Below are 22,584 nucleotides of genomic sequence, written 5' to 3' on the forward strand. Positions count from 1 at the left end.
TGCAGGGCCGGGAGTGCGCATTATTGGAGGGGAGAGAAGTGCGGTAATCAGTGTTTCTGTTTGTCGTCAACGGCCGACAATTTGTGCAAATGACGACGGGACAACGAGAGAAAGCGCGGAGTCGGACCGACGTCTTCGTACAGCGGATCACCTTCTTCGTCAGTGGCCACGACCGTCGGGCCCTTCACATAAGGGAAGCTCTTTTCGAGCTCTTCAAGCGCGGCGCCGATCAGCTCGCCGAGCAGTTCTTCTGGGTGTCGTTTGGGGTACATCTCGATAATTGCCGCTAGCCGTGCGGCGGCCTCTACATCCAGATGAATCGAGTATCCGGTGTCGGTCAGGCGACCCTTGGCGTTTTCTTCCCAGTGATGGGCAAGCTCGCGGATTTTCATAGTGACCTCATTGCGCACCTGCTCGTGGCAGGCTGTGTCAGTGTCCGGCAAAGGCCGGCTGCAACCGTTGTACGGCTTATTCTTCAGACTAGCTTTAACGCCCAAGGTTTAAAGTCCCTTCGTCGTCTAATGGTGAACGTTGGGGGGATTGGGTGTATATCCGTTTCTCCGGTAATGGCAGCTAATGGTTCCGCCCTTACGGCGGGTCACTTTGAAAAGCGCAAAGTAACCAAACGCTTTTGCCCCTTTCGTTCGGTGCCTCGCCTAGGCTCGGCATGCCCTCGCTCCGGTCCTGCTCCGTGGGCCCGCCGCCATCGGCCATCCATGGCCGGGGGCGGCTAACCCGGCATCCATGCCGGGTTGCCCACTGCGCAGAACCTACACTCGGCCTCACGAGGGGGCGGTGCCTCAAGATCAAAAGCTGCAGGCGAGCTAACGCTCGGCCTGTTGAGTGGTGAAAAGCAGGTGTACGCCGATCTGCTTTATGTGGGAGCGAGCCTGCTCGCGAAGCTGTTGATCTTGCCGTTGCTTTGCTTTGCTTTGCTTTGCTTTGCTTTGCTTTGCTTTGCTTTGCTTTGCTTTGCTTTGCTTTGCTTTGGCTTCAGATCTGCCGCCCCTTTCCCAGAGGCCGAACGCAGGCGTTGCGCAGGGGGCACCGCGGCAAGGATGCCGCGGTAGCCGCCCCCGGCCATGGATGGCCGATGGCGGCGGGCCCCCGGTGCAATGCCGGAGTGAGGGCATGCCGAGCCTAGGCGAGGCACCGAATGGCGGGGCAAAAGCCTTTGGTTACTTTGGGCTTTTCAAAGTGACTCGCTGTAAAAGCGAAACCAATAGCCGCCATCACCGCAGAAACGGATATGTACCCCACCAATCCCAATCCCCATCCCAAAACTTTCCCAGGAGGTGAACAGCATTCCCTTCGTCGTCTGCTTGTAAGAACCGCTTTACAGCGGCACTCTCTAACGACGAAGCACACCCGGATTTTTCGCTGGAGAACTGCTGATGACCGATATTGATGCACGCTTGCGCGAAGATGTTCACCTGTTGGGTGAGCTGTTGGGCAACACCATTCGTGAACAGTACGGGGACGGCTTTCTCGACAAGATCGAGCAGATCCGCAAGGGCGCCAAGGCCGACCGTCGCGGTTCGATGGACGCTGAACTGAGCGCCAGCCTCAACCAATTGAGCGAAGAAGAGTTGCTGCCGGTGGCGCGGGCGTTCAACCAGTTTCTCAACCTGGCCAATATCGCCGAGCAGTATCAGCTGATTCACCGTCGCGAAGAGTCGCAGCCGGCGCCGTTCGAAGCGCGAGTACTGCCGGAATTGCTGGCTCGCCTGCTTGCCGAAGGCCATGGCGCCGAATCCCTGGCCCGGCAACTGGGGCGGCTGGAGATTGAACTGGTCCTCACCGCTCATCCGACCGAAGTGGCGCGCCGCACGCTGATCCAGAAGTACGACGCCATTGCCGCGCAGCTGGCCGCCCAGGACCATCGCGACCTGACCACTGCCGAGCGCGAGCAGATCCACGCGAAGTTGCAACGCCTGATCGCCGAAGCCTGGCACACCGAAGAAATTCGCCGCACCCGCCCGACGCCCGTCGATGAAGCCAAATGGGGCTTTGCGGTGATCGAGCATTCGCTGTGGCAGGCGATCCCCAACTATTTGCGCAAGGCTGATAAAGCGCTGCATGACGCCACCGGCCTGCATTTGCCGCTGGAAGCTGCACCGATTCGCTTTGCCTCGTGGATGGGCGGCGACCGGGACGGCAACCCGAACGTGACGGCTGCGGTCACCCGTGAAGTCTTGCTGCTGGCGCGTTGGATGGCCGCCGATTTGTACGTGCGTGATGTCGATCACCTGGCGGCCGAGTTGTCGATGCAGCAGGCCAGCGACGATTTGAAGGCCAAGGCCGGGGACAGTGCCGAACCCTACCGCGCGGTCCTTAAACAGTTGCGTGAGCGCCTGCGCGCGACGCGTAACTGGGCTCACGCGTCGTTGACGACAGCCACGCCAGCAACGGCCGATGTGTTGCAAAACAACCGCGAGCTGCTCGATCCGCTGGAGCTGTGCTACCACTCGCTGCACGATTGCGGCATGGGCGTGATCGCCGATGGGCCGCTGCTCGATTGCCTGCGCCGGGCGATGACGTTCGGGCTGTTCCTGGTGCGGCTCGATGTGCGACAGGACTCGTCGCGGCATACCGCGGCCATGACTGAAGTCACTGACTACCTCGGCCTCGGTCGTTACGAAGACTGGAGCGAGGAAGAGCGCATCACCTTTCTGATGCGTGAACTGAACAACCGCCGGCCGCTGCTGCCGGCGTACTTCAAACCGTCAGCCGACACCGCCGAGGTGCTGGCAACTTGCCGGGAAATCGCCGCGGCACCGGGCGCATCGCTCGGTTCTTATGTGATCTCCATGGCCGGCGCCGCTTCCGACGTGCTGGCCGTGCAACTGCTGCTCAAAGAAGCTGGCGTGTTGCGGCCGATGCGCGTGGTGCCGTTGTTCGAAACCCTTGCCGACCTCGACAACGCCGGCCCGGTGATCGAAAAGCTGTTGCTGTTGCCGGGTTATCGCGCGCGCCTGCAAGGGCCGCAGGAAGTGATGATCGGCTACTCCGACTCGGCCAAGGACGCCGGCACTACTGCTGCGGCCTGGGCACAGTATCGGGCGCAGGAGCGCTTGGTCGATATTTGCCGCGAGCAGCAAGTGGAACTGCTGTTGTTCCACGGTCGTGGCGGCACCGTGGGTCGCGGTGGTGGTCCGGCGCACGCGGCGATTCTGTCGCAGCCGCCGGGTTCGGTGGCGGGGCGTTTCCGTACCACCGAGCAGGGAGAAATGATTCGTTTCAAATTCGGCTTGCCGGACATCGCCGAGCAGAATCTCAATCTGTACCTGGCCGCGGTATTGGAAGCGACCTTGCTGCCGCCGCCTCCACCGGAGCCTGCCTGGCGCCATTTGATGGACGAATTGGCTGCTGACGGTGTCAGCGCTTATCGCGCCGTGGTGCGGGAAAATCCGCAGTTCGTTGAGTATTTCCGCCAGTCCACCCCGGAACAGGAGCTGGGACGCCTGCCATTGGGCAGTCGCCCGGCCAAGCGCCGCGCCGGCGGGATTGAAAGCCTGCGGGCAATTCCGTGGATCTTCGGCTGGACCCAGACACGACTGATGCTACCGGCCTGGCTCGGCTGGGAAGCGGCGTTGAGCAAGGCGCTGGAGCGCGGCGAAGGCGAGCTGCTGGGGCAAATGCGCGAGCAGTGGCCGTTCTTCCGCACGCGCATCGATATGCTGGAAATGGTGTTGGCCAAGGCCGATGCCGATATCGCCCGGTCCTACGATGAGCGCTTGGTCGAGCCGGATCTGCTCCCTTTGGGTGCGCATTTACGCGACCTATTGTCGCAGGCCTGCTCGGTGGTCCTGGGGCTGACCGGTCAGTCGCAGCTACTGGCACATAGCCCAGCCACGCTTGAATTCATCCGCTTGCGCAACACTTACCTTGACCCTCTTCATCTATTGCAGGCCGAGTTGTTGGCGCGTTCGCGACAACAGGAAGTGGCACAGGACAGCCCGGTAGAACAGGCGCTGCTGGTGTCTGTGGCGGGGATTGCCGCCGGTTTGCGTAATACCGGCTAAGGTTTTCGTCGTGGGGGAAGGCACTTGGTGCGAGCGTCGAGTGCCTGTGGGCGAGGGGTTGAAAAGTGCTGGCAGGCGACAGTTAGTGATGGGGTTGCGACTTAGGGTACTCCGACGAAAGGTCACGTCAGGCGCGGGTTTCTCCGACTTTCGGCGGCTTGTGTGGTCTGGGCCTGCTGTGTATCTTGATCAGCCTTTGGCCGTTTGGGCGGTCACGACCCTTTTTTTGAGATTGGCCCCACGAGGCGAATCTGACGTTATCTATATAAAAATTGAGGAGCACATCGATGCGCGTCATTCTGCTGGGAGCTCCCGGGGCCGGTAAAGGTACTCAGGCTAAGTTCATCACCGAAAAATTCGGTATCCCGCAAATTTCCACCGGCGACATGCTGCGTGCAGCGGTCAAGGCCGGCACCGAGCTGGGCCTGATCGCCAAGAGCGTCATGGACAGCGGTGGTCTGGTTTCCGATGACCTGATCATCAACCTGGTCAAGGAACGCATCAGCCAGGCCGATTGCGCCAACGGTTTTCTGTTCGACGGTTTCCCGCGCACCATTCCTCAGGCTGAAGCCCTGGTGAAAGCCGGCGTCGAGCTGGATTACGTGGTCGAAATCGCTGTCGACGACGAAGAAATCGTGCAGCGTATCGCCGGTCGTCGTGTTCACGAAGCCAGCGGCCGCGTGTACCACACCGTCTACAACCCGCCGAAAATCGCCGGTAAAGACGACATCACCGGTGAAGAGCTGGTACAGCGCAAGGACGATACCGAAGAAACCGTGCGTCATCGCCTGTCGGTCTACCACTCGCAAACCAAGCCACTGGTAGCGTTTTACCAGAACCTGGCCGCTGATCAGGGTAAGCCGAAGTACAGCCACATCGTTGGCGTTGGCTCGGTTGAAGTGATCACCGGCAAGGTGCTTGAAGCGCTTAGCTGAAAAGTCTGATCCGCTTCATCTTCTACGGCCCGCTTGCGGGCCGTAGTTGTTTATACTGGCGCACTTTTTCTGACCTCTCTTACGGAAACATCGATGAGCACCTTGCTGGCCCTGGACACCGCGACTGAAGCTTGCTCCGTTGCCTTGCTGCATGACGGCAAAGTCACGAGCCATTACGAGGTGATCCCGCGCCTGCATGCGCAGAAGTTGCTACCAATGATTCAGCAACTGCTGGCGGATGCCGGGACCACCCTGCAAGCGGTCGATGCCATCGCATTCGGACGTGGGCCGGGTGCGTTCACGGGTGTGCGGATCGCCATCGGCGTGGTGCAGGGGCTGGCGTTTGCGCTGGATCGCCCGGTGCTGCCGGTGTCCAACCTGGCCGTGTTGGCGCAGCGGGCGTATCGCGAACACGGCGTGAGCCAGGTCGCGGCCGCCATTGATGCGCGGATGGATGAAGTGTATTGGGGTTGCTACCGCGAAACGGCGGGGGAGATGCGGCTGGTCGGCAATGAAGCGGTGTTGCCACCGGAAGCGGCAGCGTTGCCGACCGACGCCAGTGGTGAGTGGTTTGGCGCCGGCACTGGCTGGGGATACGCCGAGCGTATCGCCGTCAGCCTGACCGGGCAGGATGCGGGCATGCTGCCTCACGCTGAAGACCTTCTGACCCTGGCACGTTTTGCCTGGGCGCGCGGCGAAGCGATCGTGGCTGATGAGGCGCAGCCGGTGTACCTGCGCGATAAAGTCGCGACGCCCAAGGCGCGTTAATTCGTTGGACCGAGTGGGTCCCTTCGCGAGCAAGCCCGCTCCCACAGGGTCTCCATCGTCCCTGTGGGAGCGGGCTTGCTCGCGAAAGCGGTATAAGCAACGCAGCCAATCGTCGTTTTATGTCCCGGCTTTCAAACCTTTTCCATTTTCTGTGTTCTAGTTATCACTCGGCGGTTTGCGCAGTGGGTTCTGCGCCACTAAACTGCCATCATTGATACCGGACATGTACTCATGCGTATAGACGGCGTTCCCTCTCAGTCCTACCCCATCAAGCGCAAGCCCCGCAAAGGCCCTGTGGCGGATGACGATTCTGTCGATATCGATGGTGAGCTGGAATTTCCGTCCGAAGAGCAAATGGCCGCCCGCGCCGCCAAAGCGTCTGCGCAACGCTTGAGTAATCTCCCGGCCCGTCAACAAGACATGCTTTATCATCGGGCCATGAGCAACAGTGTCGCAAAGGCCCTGGCCAGCTACCTGAGCACCGCCGGTTTTGTCGATTGGGATTCGGATGTGCTGGGCCTCGACCTGTACATCTGATGCAGCTGCCTTACTACCTGGGCTGTCCGTCCTGGAGTGAAAACGCCTGGCGCGATTATCTTTATCCGGCAGACGCCAAACCCGCCGAATTTCTGAATCTCTATTCCCAAGTGTTCAACGCCGTGGAAGGCAATACGACCTTCTACGCGAGCCCCGCTGCGACCACCGTGCAGCGTTGGGCCGAGACCATGCCCGAACACTTTCGCTTCACCGCCAAGTTCCCCGGTGACATCAGCCACAGCGGTGACCTGCGCGAACAATCAACCGCTGTCGACACCTTCCTGCAATTGCTCAGCCCCCTCGGTGAACGGGTTTCACCGCTGTGGCTGCAACTGTCCAAAAGCTTCACCCCGCAACGATTGCCCGAACTGGCCGGATTCATCGATGCGCTTGAGCGGCCTCTGGCGGTAGAAGTGCGGCATGACGAATTCTTCGCCAAGGGCGATGCCGAGAGAAGGCTCAATCGCCTGCTGCTCGATCGCGGTGTCGAGCGTATCTGCCTCGATCCCCGCGCGCTGTTCAGCTGCACATCGACCGATCCCTCGGTACTTCACGCCCAATCGAAAAAGCCTCGGGTGCCGCCCCGTCCCGCAGCCTTCACGCAATGTCCGCAAGTGCGCTTCATTGGCCATCCGCAGCTTGAGGCCAACGACCCGTTCCTGGTGCCGTGGGTCGAGAAAATCGCCGTGTGGATTGAAGAGGGCCGCACGCCCTATATCTTCCTGCACACCGCCGACAACCTGCTGGCCGCCAAACTGGCGCAACGTTTTCACGCACAACTGATGCTGCGTTTGCCTGGCCTGCCGCCGCTGCCTGAGCTATACAGAGAGCCCGCTGCCGAGCAACTTGGCCTGCTCTGAAGCGGATTCCTTGCCTTTTTCTGGAGCCTGCCAATGGATGCGCAAACCCTTCGAGCCCAAGCGTTCAAAGCACTGCACGAACGCGAGGGTGCTTTTGTCATTCCCAACCCGTGGGACGCCGGCTCGGCGAAAATGCTCGCCAGCCTTGGCTTCGAAGCGCTGGCGACCACCAGTGCCGGTTACGCCTTTTCCAACGCCCGTCCCGATGGCGGGCTGACGCTGGACGACACCCTGGCAAACGTTCGGGCGATTGTCGCGGCAACTGATCTACCAGTCGCCGTGGATCTGGAAAACGGCTTCGCTGACGATCCAGCCGAATGCGCACAGAGTATTTTGCGTGCAGCAGAGGCCGGTGCGGTTGGCGGCTCGATCGAAGATGCCACCGGCCGTGAAGACGCGTCGATTTACTGCTTCGAGCATGCCTTGGCGCGCATCGAGGCTGCCGTGGCAGCAGCTCGCAGCTTGCCGTTTCCCTTTATGTTGACCGCGCGCGCGGAAAACTTTCTGCACGGCAATCCTGATCTCGCCGATACCATCCGCCGCTTGCAGGCCTTCGCCGAGGCGGGTGCCGACGTACTTTATGCGCCAGGTCTGCGCAGTGCTGAAGACGTGTTGGCGGTGGTCCGCGCCGTAGCGCCGAAACCGGTCAATGTGTTGATGTCTGGCGGACTGAAATTGACGGTCGAGCAGTTGAGCGAGATGGGCGTCAAACGCATCAGCGTCGGTTCGGCGCTGGCCCTGGCAGCGTATGGCGAGTTTTTCCGCGCAGCCGAGGAGATCAAGACGTCGGGCACGTTCGGGTTCACGTCGCGATCCATGCCGTACGCCCAGGCCAATCAATTGTTCAAAGGCTGACGATGCGGTTTCGCTGGTGGCTGCTGTTGATGCTGTTGATCATGGGTGCGGCGGCCGTGAGCGTCTGGCGCGGCTGGATCTCTTTGCCACCCCAGTGGAATCCTTGGGCGCCGCTGGACGTGAAAGCCGCGCCCAATTTTCTGACCCGCTACAAACTGATGCGCCTGCGCGATGATCCGCAGTTGTGCGATCAAGCCCTGAGCAGCTCCGGATTGAGCGTGACCCATCAGGCCGACCGCCCCGACGCGACGTGCCCGTTGATCAACACGTTGCGTGTGCAAGGCGGCGAGGTGGCCCTGAGCAGCAGTTTCCTCGCCAGTTGTCGCCTGGCGGTGTCGTTTGCCCTGTTCGAGCACCACGCCCTGCAACCCGCGGCACAGGCGGTCTATGGGCAAGCGGTTACGCGAGTCGACCATCTCGGCAGCTTTGCCTGTCGCAACGTCTACAGCCGCGAGAACGGCAGACGCAGCCAGCATGCCAGCGCAGATGCGCTGGATATCGCTGGGTTTCGGCTGGCCAATGGCCGATCCATCAACGTGCTCAAGGATTGGCCGAAGAATAATCAAGACGCACAGTTTTTACGCCAGGTCCGCGATGGCGCCTGCGACATGTTCAGTGTGGTATTGAGCCCGGATTACAACGCCGCCCATCGCAATCACTTTCATGTGGATGTCGGGCCGTGGTGGGTGTGTCGCTGAGGGCCTGTTATTGAAGGTCAGGCGGCGATGCGCAGGTTCTGCAGGACGATCGGGCGAGCCCAGCCGTTATCGAAATCGAGTTGTTTCTGTTGCTCCACCAGCGCTTCGGGCGAGAACGGCGGGAAGGGTTTGTCCAGCAGATGCAGTTCGAATTCGGCGATCGGCAAGTGCAGCGGACGCGGTTGAGGTGCCGGACCAGCTTCCGGCACCGGCTGACCGGCAGCCAGTACGATCGGGCGAACCCAGCTGCTTTCGAAGTCCTGTTGTTTCTGTTGAGCGACGATTTCTTGTGCCGGGAACGGTGGGAAAGGTTTGTCGGCCAGGTCCATGTCGAACTCGGCAATCGGCAGGAACAGTGGCTCCGGCGGGCGGACCTCGGTTTCTGTCACATCGCATTCGCGCTGGGAAATGATGTGTGCGTAGAGCTCGCTGCCGACGGTCGGCTCGACCGGGCTCTCGAGATCAACCGGTGGGAAAGTCCCGCATGCAGGCACCACATCGCTCGACTGTTCGGCCAGGGCACGGGCAAAAAAATCTTGCCAGACGTGACTGACACCGCTCAGTGCTTGGCTATTTCGCAGGCTGTAATCGCCGTAGGGCGAGATAAAGCCTGTGATTGTGGGTTGAATGTCTGACATTTCTCTCGATCGACGCTCAGCTCTGGCAAAATGCTCGATAGTTTTGTTATCGGCCGTTTTTGCCGATCATTAATTTTTTGAGCGTGTTTTCCCATGATTGAGCAACCTGCGGCCTGCCGCATCCATGTCGAGGCCCTGGCCGAGACTTATCAGCCACAGGCCGAACAATGGGCCGAGCGCCTGGGTTTGCCGATGCAGGTGGATGACGCAGAGTTTGCCTTGCAGATCGGCGACCAGGGTTTGCAGCTGCAGCAACTGGGCCCGGACGCGCCGGGGCCGGTGCGGGTGGACTTTGTCGAGGGCGGTGCGGCCCATCGCCGTTTGTACGGCGGCGGCAGCGGTCAGATGATCGCCAAGGCTGTCGGGGTTGCCCAAGGCGTGCGTCCGCGTGTGCTGGATGCCACGGCGGGATTGGGCAAAGATGCGTTCGTGCTGGCAAGCCTTGGCTGCGAGATGAGCCTGATCGAGCGTCAGCCGCTGATTGGCGCTTTGCTTGAAGATGGCCTGGCGCGCGGCGCGGAAGACTTTGACGTGGCGCCGATCGTGGCGCGGATGCGCTTGCTCAAGGGCAATTCGATCGAGGTGATGCGCAATTGGGAAGGCGAGCCGCCGCAGGTGATCTACCTCGACCCGATGTTTCCCCATCGTGAGAAAACTGCCTTGGTGAAGAAGGAAATGCGCCTGTTCCGGCCGCTGGTTGGCGATGATCCGGATGCCCCTGCATTGCTCGAAGCCGCGTTGGCCCTGGCCAGCCACCGGGTGGTGGTCAAGCGACCACGCAAGGCGCCGTGCATTGAAGGGCCGAAGCCGAGCCATGCGCTGGAGGGTAAATCCAGTCGGTACGATATTTATCCGAAGAAAGCCCTCAAGCCCTGATACCGAGGTGCGCCCTTCGCGAGCAGGCTCGCTCCCACAGGGGATCTACGGTGTTGCATAGATCCAGTGTGGGAGCGAGCCTGCTCGCGAAGGGGCCAGACCAGACAACCAAAATCTATCAGGCTGTCTCAGGCCTGTAGGCCCGCATAAACAACCCCACCACTTCCTGCACATGGCTCTCCGCCGCATCCCCGGTCAACGGCTCGCCACAGCCGTAAAGCAGCCTGAAATTCCCCGCACCCTTGAGCAGGCAGAAGAAATGCTCGGCCGCATTGCGCGGTTTGTCGATGCTCAAGGCGCCGCTCTGATCAACCTTGGTCAGCAACCGCTCCATGCCATTCAGCATGCGCTCAGGCCCGGCCTCGAAGAAGATCAGCGAGAGCTTCGGATCCTGGCTGCCCAGCGTCATCATCAGTCGATGCAGATTGACCGATTCATCACTGTTGATCAGCTGATGAAAACCGCGCGCGATGTTCAGCAACACCGTTTCCACCGCGACGCCGTCCGGCAATTCGAAAAACAGCGTAGGCAATTGCTCTTCGCACTTTGCCATCACGGCGGCGGAGAACAGTGTCTCCTTGTCGTTGAAATGGCTGTAGACCGTTAGCTTCGATACACCGGCCTCGGCCGCCACGGCGTCCATGCTGGTATTCGCATAACCCTTGCTCAGAAACAGAATTTTCGCCGCATCGAGGATCGCTTGGCGCTTGGCCAAATCCTTGGGACGGCCTGGGCCGTTGGGTGCTGAAAGATTGTTAGGCATATGCGCTTTTATTACTGGACTGGTGAGTTTGCTATTAATAACATACTGCCCAGTATAATTATTCCAAGCACCATTAGCGAAAGGTCCTTCACCATGTTCCGCTATGCCTTGCCCCTCGCGTTGCCAGTCAGTCTGGTGTTTTTATTGTCTGCGTGTGGTCACGAAGAGGCGCCCCAAGTCACCGTTCGCCCGGCCATGGTCGTGCAGCCAGAGCCTTCGGCTCAGGCGATGGAAAGTTTTCCCGGTGAAGTCCGCGCTCGCTTTGAGCCGGACCTGGCGTTTCGCATCGGCGGTAAAGTCAGTCGACGACTGGTCGAAGAGGGGCAGCGGGTCAAGGCCGACCAACCGTTGGCGGAGCTCGATCCTCAGGATGTACGCCTGCAACTGGAAGCCACCCGCGCTCAGGTCGCCGCTGCAGAGGCCAATCTGAGCCTGGTCCGCGCCGAGCGTGATCGCTACAAGACCTTGATGGACCGTCAGATGGTCAGCCGTTCGCAGTACGACAATTCTGAAAACCTTTACCGATCCGGTGAAGCACGCCTCAAGCAAATCAAAGCCGAATTCAACGTCTCGACCAATCAGGCCAGTTACGCCGTGCTGCGTGCGCCTCAGGATGGCGTGGTGGCCAAACGTGCAGTCGAAGTCGGGCAAGTCGTGGCGGCCGGGCAAACGGTGTTTACCCTCGCCACCGATGGCGAGCGCGAAGTGTCGATCAGCCTGCCGGAACAAAGTTTCGGCCGTTTCAAGGTGGGTCAGTCGGTGTCGGTAGAACTCTGGACCCAACCCGACCAACGTTTCGCCGGGCGCATCCGTGAACTGTCGCCTGCTGCCGATCCGAAATCGCGCACCTTTGCGGCCCGCATCGCTTTCACCACCGGCAAGGTCGCCGCAGAACTCGGCCAGAGCGCCCGAGTGTTCATCCAGACCGCTGACGTGGTGTCGCTGTCGGTGCCGCTGTCGGCGGTCACCGCGGAAAACGGTGCCACCTACGTTTGGGTGCTTGCCGCCAACAACACCTTGAAAAAAGCCCCGGTCCGGGTCGGTGCCTTTGGCGAGAAAACCGTGCCGGTGCTCGAAGGCCTGAACGCCAGCGATTGGGTGGTGGCGGCTGGTGTTCATGTGCTTCATGACGGGCAGCAAGTGCGCCCGGTGGATCGCTCCAACCGCGTGGTCAATCTGGCGGACAAGGAGTAATCCCCGATGGGTTTCAATCTTTCCGAATGGGCGCTGCGTAATCGCCAGATCGTACTGTTCCTGATGCTCCTGCTGGCAGTTGTCGGCGCACTGTCCTACACCAAACTCGGCCAAAGTGAAGACCCGCCGTTCACCTTCAAGGCCATGGTGATTCGTACCATTTGGCCGGGGGCCACGGCGCAGGAAGTGTCGCGCCAGGTCACCGAGCGCATTGAAAAGAAACTGATGGAAACCGGCGAGTACGAGCGCATCGTTTCGTTCTCCCGACCGGGTGAATCCCAAGTGACTTTCGTCGCCCGTGATTCCATGCACTCGGTGGAAATCCCGGCCCTCTGGTACCAGGTTCGCAAGAAAATCAGCGACATCCGCCAGACCCTGCCACCGGGCATCCAGGGGCCATTCTTCAATGACGAGTTCGGCACAACGTTTGGCAATATCTACGCGCTGACCGGCGACGGTTTTGATTACGCGGTGCTCAAGGACTACGCCGACCGCGTCCAGATTCAGCTGCAACGGGTCAAGGATGTCGGCAAGGTCGATCTGCTCGGGTTACAGGACGAGAAGATCTGGATCGAACTCTCCAACGTCAAACTCGCCACCCTGGGTCTCCCTTTGGCGGCGGTGCAGCAGGCCCTTGAAGAACAGAACACGGTGTCCACCGCCGGGTTCTTCGAGACCACCAGCGAGCGTTTGCAGCTACGCGTCTCGGGGAATTTTCAGACAGTCGAAGAGATCAAGAGCTTCCCGATTCGCGTCGGTGATCGTACGTTCCGCATCTCCGATGTGGCCGATGTGCGTCGGGGATTCAACGATCCGCCAGCGCCGCGTATGCGCTTCATGGCCGAAGACGCCATCGGTCTGGCCGTGGCCATGAAAGACGGTGGCGACATTCTGGTGCTGGGCAAGGCACTGGAAGTCGAGTTCGACCGGATCCAGAAAAATCTCCCTGCCGGTATGCAACTGCGCAAGGTTTCTGACCAGCCAGCCGCCGTGAAAAGCAGTGTCGGCGAATTTGTTCAGGTGCTGGTGGAAGCGTTGGCAATCGTCCTGCTGGTGAGCTTCTTCTCCCTCGGCGTGCGCACCGGCATGGTGGTAGCGCTGGCGATTCCTTTGGTATTGGCGATGACCTTCGCCTGCATGTATTACTTGGGAATCGGCCTGCACAAAATCTCCCTCGGGGCGTTGGTATTGGCGCTGGGTCTGTTGGTGGACGACGCAATCATCGCCGTGGAAATGATGGCGATCAAAATGGAGCAGGGCTTCGACCGGATCAAGGCGGCCAGTTACGCCTGGACCAGCACCGCATTTCCGATGCTCACCGGCACGCTGATCACCGCTGCCGGCTTCCTGCCGATTGCCACTGCGCAATCGGGTACCGGCGAATACACCCGTTCGATCTTCCAGGTCGTGACCATCGCGCTGCTGGCCTCGTGGGTGGCCGCCGTGGTGTTTGTGCCGTATCTGGGGGAAAAACTCCTGCCGGATCTGGCGAAAGTTCATGCAGCCAAACACGGCACCGGCGACGGCCAGCCCGACCCTTACGACACGCCGTTCTATCAGCGCGTCAGACGCCTGGTGGAGTGGTGCGTGCAGCGACGCAAGACGGTCATTGTCCTGACGGTTGTGTTGTTTATCGGTTCTGTCGTCCTGTTTCGCTTTGTGCCGCAGCAGTTCTTCCCGGCATCGGGTCGTCTGGAATTGATGGTCGATTTGAAACTGGCCGAAGGCGCCTCGTTGAGCAACACCAGCGATGAGGTCAAACGCCTCGAAGCACTGCTCAAGGATCACGCCGGTATCGATAACTACGTCGCTTACGTTGGCACGGGCTCGCCGCGTTTTTACCTACCGCTGGATCAACAACTTCCTGCGGCGAGCTTCGCGCAGTTTGTAGTAGTGGCCAAGACCATCGAGGAGCGCGAAACCCTGCGCACCTGGCTGATCGAAACCCTCAATGAACAATTCCCGGCTCTGCGTTCGCGGGTTACGCGTCTGGAGAACGGACCGCCGGTTGGCTATCCGGTGCAGTTCCGGGTCACCGGTGAGCACATCGAGGAAGTCCGCGCGCTGGCTCGTAAAGTCGCGGCCAAGGTTCGCGAGAATCCGCACGTGGCCAACGTCCATCTGGACTGGGAGGAACCGAGCAAAGTTGTTTATCTGAACGTTGATCAGGACCGTGCCCGGGCGCTTGGCGTGAGCACTGCGAACCTGTCGAAGTTCCTGCAAAGCTCACTGACCGGTTCCAGCGTCAGCCAGTACCGTGAAGACAACGAATTGATCGAGATTCTGTTGCGCGGCACGTTGCATGAGCGCACTGAATTGTCGTTGCTGCCGAGTCTGGCCGTGCCGACTGACAATGGTCGCAGCGTAGCGCTGTCGCAGATCGCGACGCTGGAGTACGGCTTTGAAGAAGGCATTATCTGGCACCGCAACCGCTTGCCGAATGTGACAGTGCGCGCCGACATTTACGGCAAGGAACAACCGGCGACGCTGGTGCAGCAGATCATGCCGACCCTTGATCCGATTCGCGCCGAACTGCCGGACGGCTACCTACTGGATGTCGGCGGCACCGTGGAAGACTCGGCCCGCGGGCAGAACTCGGTGAAGGCCGGTGTGCCGCTGTTTATCGTGGTGGTGCTGACGTTGCTGATGCTGCAACTGCGCAGTTTCTCACGCACGGTGATGGTGTTTCTGACGGCGCCGTTAGGTTTGATCGGTGTGACCTTGTTCCTGATGGTGTTCCGTCAGCCTTTTGGTTTTGTCGCCATGCTTGGGACCATCGCGTTGTCCGGGATGATCATGCGTAACTCGGTGATTCTGGTGGACCAGATCGAGCAGGACATCGCCGCGGGGCTCAAGCCGTGGCAAGCGATTATCGAAGCTACGGTGCGGCGTTTCCGGCCGATTGTGTTGACTGCGCTGGCGGCGGTGCTGGCGATGATTCCGCTGTCGCGCAGTGTGTTCTTCGGGCCGATGGCGGTGGCGATCATGGGTGGGTTGATTGTGGCGACGGCGTTGACGTTGCTGTTTTTGCCGGCGCTGTATGCGGCTTGGTTCAGGGTCAGGAAAGAGCCTGTATGATCTTTTGATCTTGGCGGCCTTCGGGCCGACCAAGCACTTGTTGTTGGTGTACATATCCGTTTCTGCGGTAACGGCCGCTTAGGGTTTCGCCCTTACGGCGACTCACTTTTTTTACAAGCGCCCCCTCCGTGTCAGGCTACCTGTCGCCCTTGTTGATTGACTCATTCATTCAAGAGGGCGAAGGTATTTAGCAATGCCCAAACGTTATGACGACAACTTCAAAGACTGGGTTGTCCTGCAGATGATGCCGCCCCTTAATCGCTCGGTGGCAGAGCTCGCGATTGCGCTCAAACTCACGCCACAGTCACTGCGTAACTGGAGACAAATGGCTAGAGATAAAGGTCTGATCGTGCCCGGGAACGGAAAGACCAGTGATCAATGGTCCAGCGCCGACAAATTCAATGCCGTCATGGAAACCGCACCGTTGAGCGAGGTGGAGATCTCTCAATATTGCCGAATAAAGGGCATTTATCCGGAGCAAATCCAGCAATGGCGCGAAGCCTGCCAAAACGCCAACACCTTGGCTGATCTGAAGCCCAGCGCAGAGAAAACTGCCGAGCAACGACGGATCAAAGAGCTGGAGCGTCAGTTGATCCGATCAGACGCTGGTCGGGCCGAAGCGGAGGCTTTGCTGGAACTCAGAAAAAAAGCCAATGCGATTTGGGGCAAGGACAAGGAAGACTGATCAGCGCCTCTGATCGCACGCAAGCCATGAAGTTGATTACTGAAGCGGTCTTGGGTGGGGCTCGCCGATATCGAGCATGTGATGAGCTGGGACTGAGCCTGCGCACAGTTCAACGTTGGCGACACACCGACGGCGACGGGCGCCTGCTAGCTCAGCGGACAGCACCGTCAAATAAACTCAGCGAGGCAGAACGCCAAGCAGTGCTTGATGCCGCTAATCAGGCTGGCTACGCCAGCCTCACACCCCACCAGATCGTGCCCAAACTGGCAGATGAAGGTATTTATCTGGCTTCGGAATCGACCTTTTATCGCGTATTAAAAGCCGCCAATCAAAACGTTCGCCGTGGTCGGGTCAAAGCCCCGAAACGCAGAGTGCTGACGACACATCGTGCTGAGGGCCCCAATCAGGTTTGGTGCTGGGATATCACCTGGTTGCCGAGCACAGTTAAGGGCCGTTTTTTCTACTGGTATATGGTCAAGGACATCTACAGCCGTAAATTGGTAGCCAATGAAGTGCATGAAGTGGAGTGCGCCGAGCATGCATGTGAGCTGCTTGAAAAGGGCTGTCTACGAGAGCAAACGGCGGGACGTCCTTTGGTGCTGCACTCGGACAACGGCCACGTCATGAGAGGCTCTTTATTACGCGAAAGCATGGTTGCTCTGGGCGTCGAGCCTTCATTTAGCCGCCCGCGAGTAAGCAACGACAATGCCTACGCCGAAGCACTTTTTCGTACGGCAAAGTACTGCCCGCTCTGGCCGGACCAACCGTTTGATACGCTCACTGAAGCAAGGCTTTGGGTGCAAAAATTTATCGAGTGGTACAACGAAGACCACCGTCACAGTGCCTTGAAATACGTGACGCCGAACGAGCGCCACGAAGGCAAGGCAACGGCTCTATTACAAGCCAGAGCAGCACTGTATGAAGACGCCAGGGAAGCTAATCCGAGCCGCTGGAGTACCAGAACGCGCAACTGGAAATTGGCAGATGCGGTGTATTTGAACCCCGAACGCCCTGATGTTAAGGCCGCGATGGCATAGCAGCAGGAGTACCAAGGCGACAGGTACCTTGACACGTACCGCGCCTAAAAAAAGTAAGCAAAAAAACGCTCGCCCCGAGCGTCCGGCCCCTCGCTTAGGCTCGGCGTTCCTTCGTTCCGGCATTCATCTGGGGGCATCGCCTCCGGTCGGCTTCGCTTCGACCTCCTCTCGATGTGTTCGACTGCGTCGAACGGCGCTACGCGCCTACCCCCAGATGAACACCTCCACTCAGCCTCCCGAAGGGGCGGGTGGATCAAGATCAAGAGCTGCAGGCGAGCTAACGCTCGGCCTGTTGAGTGGTGAGAAGCGAAAGGCGAACACCGATCCCCTGTGGGAGCGAGCTTGCTCGCGAAGGCGGCCTGACAGCCGACCAATATCTTGCTGATGTACAAAATTTAACTGTGGGAGCGAGCCTGCTCGCGATGGCGATTGTTCATTCAACATTGATGTCGACTGACACGCCGCCATCGCGAGCAGGCTCGCTCCCACAGGGATCAGCGGTGTGGTGCAGGTTTTGGCACGTCGATGTTATCCAGCACCCGGTTCGCGGTGATCTCCGCCACCATGATGCTGTTTGAAATGCCCAGCAGGGCATAGCGCGACCCACCCTCTAGATGATCCACCAATTGATGGATCATCACATCGACCGAGGCCAGGGTCTCGACCAAAAAAACCACCAAGGTTTCGGTAGTCGCCTCTGGGTCCACGGAAAACAGGGAGCTGGGCGTGCGCGGCGTGGCTTTGATGTCGGCAATAGACGGGAAGTGGAAGTCGAGGGCGCGTTCGGCGGCTTCGTTGAGCTTTTTTGAATCGATGGATTCGTAGGGTGAAACGTCGTCGGTTTCTGGTGTAGACATGGCGATACTCCAAAAAGGAAATGGAAAAGCACCAAGTAAAAAACTCAGGCCGCGACGCCCGGTCGCTGATTTTCAGCGACACCCAAAGCCTATCCTCCCAACTTCCGACTCGACAACCGATAGAACCTGTCGGAATCCTCCCCCAGAACAGCCAAGTCTGTAGGACGTACCCAAATTTTTTCAGGCTGATCTCGATCAAATGTGGGAGCGGGCTTGCTCGCGAAGGCTGTTTAACATTCAGCATTGAAGTCACCTGATACACCACTTTCGCGAGCAAGCAGATCTGGTCAAGTAATCCTGGACCACTATCTCGCTCCACCCTGCGAAAAACAGGCAAACGAAAAAGCCCGCTGAACCTATAACGGTCAGCGGGCTTTTTGTGGGTTTCAGTCGCTCAAAAATTACAACGAACCAAACACCTTCTTCGCCAAACTCGTCGCTGCAGCCGCAGGATTCTGGCGAATGGTTTCTTCCTGTTTACCAATCATCTCGAACAAACCGTTCAACGCCTGCTCGGTCACGTAGCCTTCGATGTTCGCGTTCTTCGCGTCCAATACGCCCAGCGTTGCCGCTTGCCCTGCGAACGAGTTGTACTGTTTGGCCAGGCCCACCTGATCGGTGGCTTGCTTGACGATCGGCAGGAATTTCACGCGGATCTGTTCGCGGCTGGTTTTGCTCAGGTACTGAGTGGCCGAGTCATTGCCGCCGCTGAGAATGCCCTTGGCATCCTCCACGGTCATCTTCTTCACCGCATCCACCAGGATCGGCTGGGCCTGGGTCACGGCGGTTTCAGCCGCTTTGTTCATGCTGGTTTCCAGCTGATCGACCTGAGCGCCCATGCCGAAGGCTTTCATCTTGCTGGCGACTTTTCCCAGTTTGCCCGGCAGTTCGATTTTCACGTCCGGGTTGTTGCTGAAGCCGCCCGGCGTGCCGAGTTGTTTCACAGCCAGTTGCGCGCCTTGAGTCAGGGCATCCTTGAGTCCGCCGGTGGCGTCTTTTTGCGACAAATCGCTGAGCGACAGGGCCAGAGCGCTGGCGGAGATCATCAAGCCTGCGCACAGGCCGGCAAAGCGGAGGGTAGGGCGGAACATGGCAGCTTCCTTGTTCAAAATAAAGAATTAGCGGGCGGCGTCGACGCGGATTTTCAGTGGCTGCGGGTCGCTGCCATCAAGCTGTACGGCGTGATGTTCGGTGGTGATGAACATCAGCTCTCCGTTGACTTCGATCCGTGCGCTGACCGAATAGCGATGACCCGGTTTGACCTGTCCCGGATCGTAACTCAGATGAAACGGCAGCGGCACCTGACCTTTGACCGGGCCTTTCTGTTCGTCGAGGATAACGGCGGGCGCGTCGGCGAGGGACACGTCCTGCAAGCTGACGCTTAAGGTAGCGCTGGGCGGCAGGGCGATGCGTTGCAGGTAGAAGACTTCGCCATCGAGGCTGGTTTTGCTGGCGGGTTGCATCGTTTGGCAGGCACTGAGCAAGGCTGCAAGTCCCAGAAGGGAGAGTTTTTTCATAAGTTCAATCCTTGTCGATGGCGCCTGAGGAAGACTGGCACCATCGACAATTTAGCGGTTTTTACCGGCAATATCCGCCAGTAATACGACTATGCGGAGCCATGGAAACCACCGCTCATGCGTGTGGCCATTCTCATGCGAGGTCGACCAGCACTTCCTGCCCTTGCACATAATCGACACCCAAAATCACCTGGTGTTGTTTATTGGTAACAAAGATCAGGTGGTCATTGTGGGTGATGCGTGCGCTGATCACATAGGTGTGACCGCACAAGACATCTGCAAGTTTGTACGTCAGGTTGAAGCCCAAACCAACAGCGTTTGCATTGGGCGTCACCTCCACAGCCAGTTCTTTAGCGGGTGCATCCGCCAGGGTGACATCCAGCAGGCTGACATGAAGTGTCGAGCCAGGCAGAAGCCCGATCCTTGGGAGGTAATGCACTGTGCCACTGATGGTCTTTACGGTTTCATTGCTCATTTTGATTTCCTTATCAAAAAAACGTCGGTATTGACGAGTGTTAACCATAGAGCCGAAATCGCGATTTTTATGTAGGGCAATTCCTGTGATCTGGGTCGAATGGGGGGCGGGATGAGTTAGAAACCTCCTTGCTTCTGCCATATGCCCGATGGGGTCAGAGCGGCGTTACCAACTCCGCCGCGTCTTCACTGCGATGCAACGCCACCTGACGGATCGACAAGCGAATCTCCGCCGACAACACCCGTTTGGCCGCACCTTCCGCCAGTTCTCCCAGCAGTTCGTGATAACTCAATTTGCCGGCCTCGTCACGCTTGAGCACGTCGAGGTCGAGCATGGTCTGGATGAAGTGGCGGAACAGGCTCTTGTCGAAGAACTCCGGGGCGTTCAGGCCATGGAGGATCGACAGGCGTTGGGCCATGACCGTGCACAGGTCTTCCAGCTCTTCGGCACTGATGCTGTTTTGGCCGCTGTTGAGTAGCAGGGAAACCGTCATGTAGAAGCGTTGCAGGGTCTGGGCGATGCTTTTCGACAGCAGCGTCAGCAGCACGAAATGCCGCGAACTCGGCGCCGGACGCAGGTAGACGTCGTTCTCAAAACGCAGCAAACCTTGCTCGACGAACGCTTCGAGCCATTGATCGATCACCCCATCCAGTTCGTCCAGCGACCAGCGAATGAACAGCTCGGATTGCAGGTATGGGTACAGAGCGCGGGTGTAGCGCAGGATCTGGTCGCGGCTCATGCGCGACGCACTCTGGAAGAAACTCGCCAGTAGCGCGGGCAGGGCGAAAATGTGCAAAACGTTGTTGCGGTAGTAGGTCATCAGGACGGCATTTTGCTCGTCCAGATACAGAATCTTGCCCAAGGCATCGCTCTGCTCGGACAACAAATCCATGTCCTTCACGTGCTCTATCAGCGCCCGTCCGTCACCTTCCGGCAACGTGGTGTGCGGCGAATACGGCACCTTGCGCAACAGCGCCAAATACAGATCAAGTACCCTCGCCATGGCGCGATCATCCAGCGCCAGACGGCTGGTGGACAGCAGCGCCAGTGCCACGAGGGTGACTGGGTTGATCGCCGCGGCTTCGTTGAGATGCTGTGCGACTTTCTCGCCAAGGCGGTTGGTGGTTTCGTTGAGCCAGGCCGGTTTGAACTGCGGGCCGAGTTCCTGTTGACGCCAGTCCGGCTGTTCGCTGTCGAGGAATTCCGCCAGTTTGATCGGCTCCCCGAAATTCACCGCCACTTGGCCGAAGCGCTGCTTGAGGGCGCCGATGACTTTGAAGATGTCGAAGATCGATTCTTTCTTCTTGCTCGCGCCCCGCAGTTCGCCGAGGTAGGTCCGGCCTTCCAGCACGCGCTCGTAGCCGATATACACCGGGATGAAGACGATCGGCATTCGCGACGAACGCAAGAAGCTGCGCAGGGTGATCGCGAGCATCCCGGTTTTCGGTTGCAGCATGCGCCCGGTGCGCGAACGGCCACCCTCGACGAAGTACTCCACCGGGAAGCCTTTGGTGAACAGGGTGTGCAGGTATTCGTTGAACACCGAGGTGTAGAGCGGGTTGCCCTTGAAGGTGCGGCGCATGAAGAACGCACCGCCGCGCCGCAGCAGGCTGCCGATCACCGGCATGTTCAGGTTGATCCCGGCGGCGATGTGCGGCGGGGTCAGGCCGTTGCGGAACAGCAAGTAGGACAGCAGCAGGTAATCGATGTGGCTGCGATGGCAGGGCACGTAGATCACTTCGTGACCCTGAGCGACCTTCTGCACGCCTTCGATGTGGTTGACCTTGATCCCGTCGTAGATCTTGTTCCAGAACCAGCTCAGCACCACTTCGAGGAAACGGATCGCGGTGTAGGTGTAGTCCGAGGCGATTTCGTTGCCATAACGCAGGGCCTGGGCCTTGGCTTTCTCCGGGGAGATGTTCTCGCGCTCGGCTTCGTCGAGGATCGCTTGCTTGACCAGAGGCTGGTTGAGCAGGCCCTTGACCAGGTTGCGGCGATGGGAAATGTCCGGGCCGATCACGGCGGCTTTCAGGTTGCGGAAGTGCACGCGTAGAATGCGCTGGGCCATGCGCACGGTGCGCTCGTGGCCCTTGTTGTGATCGATCAGCTCACGCAGGTGAATCGGCGCCGAGAACTGCACCCGGGTTTTGCGCCCCAGAACGATGATGCTCAGCAAGCGGCGCAGACGCCCGGTGACCGCCCAGCTGTCAGCGAAGAGCAGTTTCCACGGGCTCGATTCGCTGTCTGGCGACTGACCCCAGAACACGCTGACTGGAATGATCTGCGCATCTTCAGCGGCGTTTTGGCTCAGGGCACTGACCAAGCGGGTCAGCGTCGGCGGCGCGCCACGTTTGTCCTGGCGGCCGAGCCAATCGGGATCAGGCGTCAGGTAGAAGAATGCGGCGGGTTCCACCAACGCACCCACCGATACCGGCAACACCGGACGCGGCAGGCCGGCCTTGCTGCATTCGGTGTCGACCACGGCAAGGTCAGTCAGCGAAGGGTTTTGCAGGACGTAGAACACCGGACGACTGCGGTCGAGGTTGAGGGTGAACGACGACTGGTTGATCGTCTCCGAGCGAACCCAGAGGTACAACAGTCGGCGCAGGGTGCCAAACACAAGACGGCGGAGCGGGGAACGGGTCATACGGCTTCTGCGTGAGTGAATAAAACCGAGCGTTTGCTCGGGCGGTCGATAGTGTGCCGGAATCCTCGAAAATCGGCAAAAAAGCGGCTAAGTAAAGTTGAGTTGAGAGTTTTGACGGCTGTCATATACTCGGCCGTTC

The 22,584-nt window shown here is 59.2% G+C and carries 19 protein-coding genes; 11 read left to right on the forward strand and 8 right to left on the reverse strand.

The genetic code is table 11. The annotated features are described in order from the left end of the window. Nucleotides 1-47: 47 nt before the first annotated feature. The gene (locus ACYZTX_RS07790) at nucleotides 48-392 is read right to left on the reverse strand and encodes a pilin assembly protein (RefSeq protein WP_462033578.1); all 345 of its coding nucleotides are present in this window, start codon (nucleotides 390-392) and stop codon (nucleotides 48-50) included. Nucleotides 393-1,394: 1,002 nt separating this feature from the next. Between ACYZTX_RS07790 and ppc the strand changes: the two genes are divergently transcribed. The 7 genes from ppc (at nucleotide 1,395) to ACYZTX_RS07825 (ending at nucleotide 8,678) form a co-directional block, all read left to right on the forward strand. Beyond that, entirely contained in the window at nucleotides 1,395-4,025 is a 2,631-nt protein-coding gene (ppc, locus tag ACYZTX_RS07795) for a phosphoenolpyruvate carboxylase (protein WP_462033579.1), read from the forward strand. A gap of 287 nt (nucleotides 4,026-4,312) precedes the next feature. Then, complete coding sequence (gene adk, locus ACYZTX_RS07800) at nucleotides 4,313-4,960, forward strand: adenylate kinase (RefSeq protein WP_462033580.1); 648 nt, start codon at nucleotides 4,313-4,315, stop codon at nucleotides 4,958-4,960. Between the two features lie 93 nt (nucleotides 4,961-5,053). Beyond that, nucleotides 5,054-5,728, forward strand: coding sequence for a tRNA (adenosine(37)-N6)-threonylcarbamoyltransferase complex dimerization subunit type 1 TsaB (gene tsaB, locus ACYZTX_RS07805; RefSeq protein WP_462033581.1), 675 nt, complete (start codon nucleotides 5,054-5,056; stop codon nucleotides 5,726-5,728). Nucleotides 5,729-5,959: 231 nt separating this feature from the next. Next, entirely contained in the window at nucleotides 5,960-6,265 is a 306-nt protein-coding gene (locus ACYZTX_RS07810; RefSeq protein ID WP_462033582.1) for a hypothetical protein, read from the forward strand. Continuing rightward, nucleotides 6,265-7,125: a DUF72 domain-containing protein gene (locus ACYZTX_RS07815; RefSeq protein ID WP_462033583.1), complete on the forward strand. Its 861-nt coding sequence runs from the start codon at nucleotides 6,265-6,267 to the stop codon at nucleotides 7,123-7,125. The genes ACYZTX_RS07810 and ACYZTX_RS07815 overlap by 1 nt, the downstream gene beginning before the upstream one ends. Nucleotides 7,126-7,158: 33 nt before the next feature. Continuing rightward, nucleotides 7,159-7,980 carry an isocitrate lyase/PEP mutase family protein gene (locus tag ACYZTX_RS07820; RefSeq protein WP_462033584.1) on the forward strand — a complete coding sequence of 274 codons (822 nt, stop codon included), beginning with the start codon at nucleotides 7,159-7,161 and terminating at the stop codon, nucleotides 7,978-7,980. A gap of 2 nt (nucleotides 7,981-7,982) precedes the next feature. After that, nucleotides 7,983-8,678 carry an extensin-like domain-containing protein gene (locus tag ACYZTX_RS07825; RefSeq protein ID WP_462033585.1) on the forward strand — a complete coding sequence of 232 codons (696 nt, stop codon included), beginning with the start codon at nucleotides 7,983-7,985 and terminating at the stop codon, nucleotides 8,676-8,678. Between the two features lie 17 nt (nucleotides 8,679-8,695). Here the strand turns inward: ACYZTX_RS07825 and ACYZTX_RS07830 are convergent, their stop codons facing one another. Next, nucleotides 8,696-9,316 carry an energy transducer TonB gene (locus tag ACYZTX_RS07830; RefSeq protein WP_462033586.1) on the reverse strand — a complete coding sequence of 207 codons (621 nt, stop codon included), beginning with the start codon at nucleotides 9,314-9,316 and terminating at the stop codon, nucleotides 8,696-8,698. A gap of 93 nt (nucleotides 9,317-9,409) precedes the next feature. On the opposite strand from ACYZTX_RS07830, the gene ACYZTX_RS07835 reads away from it, so the two are divergent. Next, nucleotides 9,410-10,192, forward strand: coding sequence for a class I SAM-dependent methyltransferase (locus tag ACYZTX_RS07835; protein ID WP_462033587.1), 783 nt, complete (start codon nucleotides 9,410-9,412; stop codon nucleotides 10,190-10,192). 118 nt (nucleotides 10,193-10,310) lie between these two features. On the opposite strand, the gene ACYZTX_RS07840 is transcribed toward ACYZTX_RS07835, so the two are convergent. Next, a complete protein-coding gene (locus tag ACYZTX_RS07840; RefSeq protein ID WP_462033588.1) occupies nucleotides 10,311-10,955 on the reverse strand; it encodes a TetR/AcrR family transcriptional regulator in 645 nt (214 codons plus the stop codon). A 93-nt stretch (nucleotides 10,956-11,048) separates the two neighbouring features. On the opposite strand from ACYZTX_RS07840, the gene ACYZTX_RS07845 reads away from it, so the two are divergent. The 3 genes from ACYZTX_RS07845 (at nucleotide 11,049) to ACYZTX_RS07855 (ending at nucleotide 16,949) form a co-directional block, all read left to right on the forward strand. After that, complete coding sequence (locus tag ACYZTX_RS07845) at nucleotides 11,049-12,149, forward strand: efflux RND transporter periplasmic adaptor subunit (protein WP_462033589.1); 1,101 nt, start codon at nucleotides 11,049-11,051, stop codon at nucleotides 12,147-12,149. A 6-nt stretch (nucleotides 12,150-12,155) separates the two neighbouring features. Continuing rightward, a complete protein-coding gene (locus ACYZTX_RS07850) occupies nucleotides 12,156-15,227 on the forward strand; it encodes an efflux RND transporter permease subunit (RefSeq protein ID WP_462033590.1) in 3,072 nt (1,023 codons plus the stop codon). 193 nt (nucleotides 15,228-15,420) lie between these two features. Then, a protein-coding gene (locus tag ACYZTX_RS07855; RefSeq protein ID WP_462033591.1) for an IS3 family transposase occupies nucleotides 15,421-16,949 on the forward strand; the annotation gives its coding sequence in 2 pieces (ribosomal slippage) (nucleotides 15,421-15,886 and nucleotides 15,886-16,949; 1,530 coding nt in all). Between the two features lie 494 nt (nucleotides 16,950-17,443). Here ACYZTX_RS07855 and ACYZTX_RS07860 read toward each other — a convergent pair. The 5 genes from ACYZTX_RS07860 to plsB all read right to left on the reverse strand — a co-directional run bounded on the left by ACYZTX_RS07860 (nucleotide 17,444) and on the right by plsB (nucleotide 22,445). Next, nucleotides 17,444-17,806 carry a DUF6124 family protein gene (locus ACYZTX_RS07860; RefSeq protein WP_462033592.1) on the reverse strand — a complete coding sequence of 121 codons (363 nt, stop codon included), beginning with the start codon at nucleotides 17,804-17,806 and terminating at the stop codon, nucleotides 17,444-17,446. A gap of 401 nt (nucleotides 17,807-18,207) precedes the next feature. Further along, entirely contained in the window at nucleotides 18,208-18,897 is a 690-nt protein-coding gene (locus tag ACYZTX_RS07865) for a DUF4197 domain-containing protein (protein ID WP_462033593.1), read from the reverse strand. A gap of 27 nt (nucleotides 18,898-18,924) precedes the next feature. Continuing rightward, the gene (locus ACYZTX_RS07870; protein ID WP_462033594.1) at nucleotides 18,925-19,323 is read right to left on the reverse strand and encodes a YbaY family lipoprotein; all 399 of its coding nucleotides are present in this window, start codon (nucleotides 19,321-19,323) and stop codon (nucleotides 18,925-18,927) included. A 133-nt stretch (nucleotides 19,324-19,456) separates the two neighbouring features. Further along, nucleotides 19,457-19,798: a YbaY family lipoprotein gene (locus ACYZTX_RS07875; RefSeq protein ID WP_462033595.1), complete on the reverse strand. Its 342-nt coding sequence runs from the start codon at nucleotides 19,796-19,798 to the stop codon at nucleotides 19,457-19,459. A 154-nt stretch (nucleotides 19,799-19,952) separates the two neighbouring features. Further along, complete coding sequence (plsB, locus tag ACYZTX_RS07880; protein WP_462033596.1) at nucleotides 19,953-22,445, reverse strand: glycerol-3-phosphate 1-O-acyltransferase PlsB; 2,493 nt, start codon at nucleotides 22,443-22,445, stop codon at nucleotides 19,953-19,955. Nucleotides 22,446-22,584 lie beyond the last annotated feature (139 nt).

It is taken from the genome of Pseudomonas sp. MDT1-17 (assembly GCF_054898105.1).

What these genes read in the sequence shown, in the direction of transcription:
- ACYZTX_RS07820 (WP_462033584.1), top strand. Translation starts at nt 7,159, where the DNA reads ATGGATGCGCAAACCCTTCGAGCCCAAGCGTTCAAAGCACTGCACGAA.
- ACYZTX_RS07865 (WP_462033593.1), bottom strand. Translation starts at nt 18,897, where the DNA reads ATGTTCCGCCCTACCCTCCGCTTTGCCGGCCTGTGCGCAGGCTTGATG.
- ACYZTX_RS07830 (WP_462033586.1), bottom strand. Translation starts at nt 9,316, where the DNA reads ATGTCAGACATTCAACCCACAATCACAGGCTTTATCTCGCCCTACGGC.
- ACYZTX_RS07790 (WP_462033578.1), bottom strand. Translation starts at nt 392, where the DNA reads ATGAAAATCCGCGAGCTTGCCCATCACTGGGAAGAAAACGCCAAGGGT.
- ACYZTX_RS07810 (WP_462033582.1), top strand. Translation starts at nt 5,960, where the DNA reads ATGCGTATAGACGGCGTTCCCTCTCAGTCCTACCCCATCAAGCGCAAG.
- plsB (WP_462033596.1), bottom strand. Translation starts at nt 22,445, where the DNA reads ATGACCCGTTCCCCGCTCCGCCGTCTTGTGTTTGGCACCCTGCGCCGA.
- ACYZTX_RS07845 (WP_462033589.1), top strand. Translation starts at nt 11,049, where the DNA reads ATGTTCCGCTATGCCTTGCCCCTCGCGTTGCCAGTCAGTCTGGTGTTT.
- ACYZTX_RS07835 (WP_462033587.1), top strand. Translation starts at nt 9,410, where the DNA reads ATGATTGAGCAACCTGCGGCCTGCCGCATCCATGTCGAGGCCCTGGCC.
- ppc (WP_462033579.1), top strand. Translation starts at nt 1,395, where the DNA reads ATGACCGATATTGATGCACGCTTGCGCGAAGATGTTCACCTGTTGGGT.
- ACYZTX_RS07870 (WP_462033594.1), bottom strand. Translation starts at nt 19,323, where the DNA reads ATGAAAAAACTCTCCCTTCTGGGACTTGCAGCCTTGCTCAGTGCCTGC.
- ACYZTX_RS07875 (WP_462033595.1), bottom strand. Translation starts at nt 19,798, where the DNA reads ATGAGCAATGAAACCGTAAAGACCATCAGTGGCACAGTGCATTACCTC.
- ACYZTX_RS07840 (WP_462033588.1), bottom strand. Translation starts at nt 10,955, where the DNA reads ATGCCTAACAATCTTTCAGCACCCAACGGCCCAGGCCGTCCCAAGGAT.
- ACYZTX_RS07860 (WP_462033592.1), bottom strand. Translation starts at nt 17,806, where the DNA reads ATGTCTACACCAGAAACCGACGACGTTTCACCCTACGAATCCATCGAT.
- tsaB (WP_462033581.1), top strand. Translation starts at nt 5,054, where the DNA reads ATGAGCACCTTGCTGGCCCTGGACACCGCGACTGAAGCTTGCTCCGTT.
- ACYZTX_RS07815 (WP_462033583.1), top strand. Translation starts at nt 6,265, where the DNA reads ATGCAGCTGCCTTACTACCTGGGCTGTCCGTCCTGGAGTGAAAACGCC.
- ACYZTX_RS07850 (WP_462033590.1), top strand. Translation starts at nt 12,156, where the DNA reads ATGGGTTTCAATCTTTCCGAATGGGCGCTGCGTAATCGCCAGATCGTA.
- adk (WP_462033580.1), top strand. Translation starts at nt 4,313, where the DNA reads ATGCGCGTCATTCTGCTGGGAGCTCCCGGGGCCGGTAAAGGTACTCAG.
- ACYZTX_RS07825 (WP_462033585.1), top strand. Translation starts at nt 7,983, where the DNA reads ATGCGGTTTCGCTGGTGGCTGCTGTTGATGCTGTTGATCATGGGTGCG.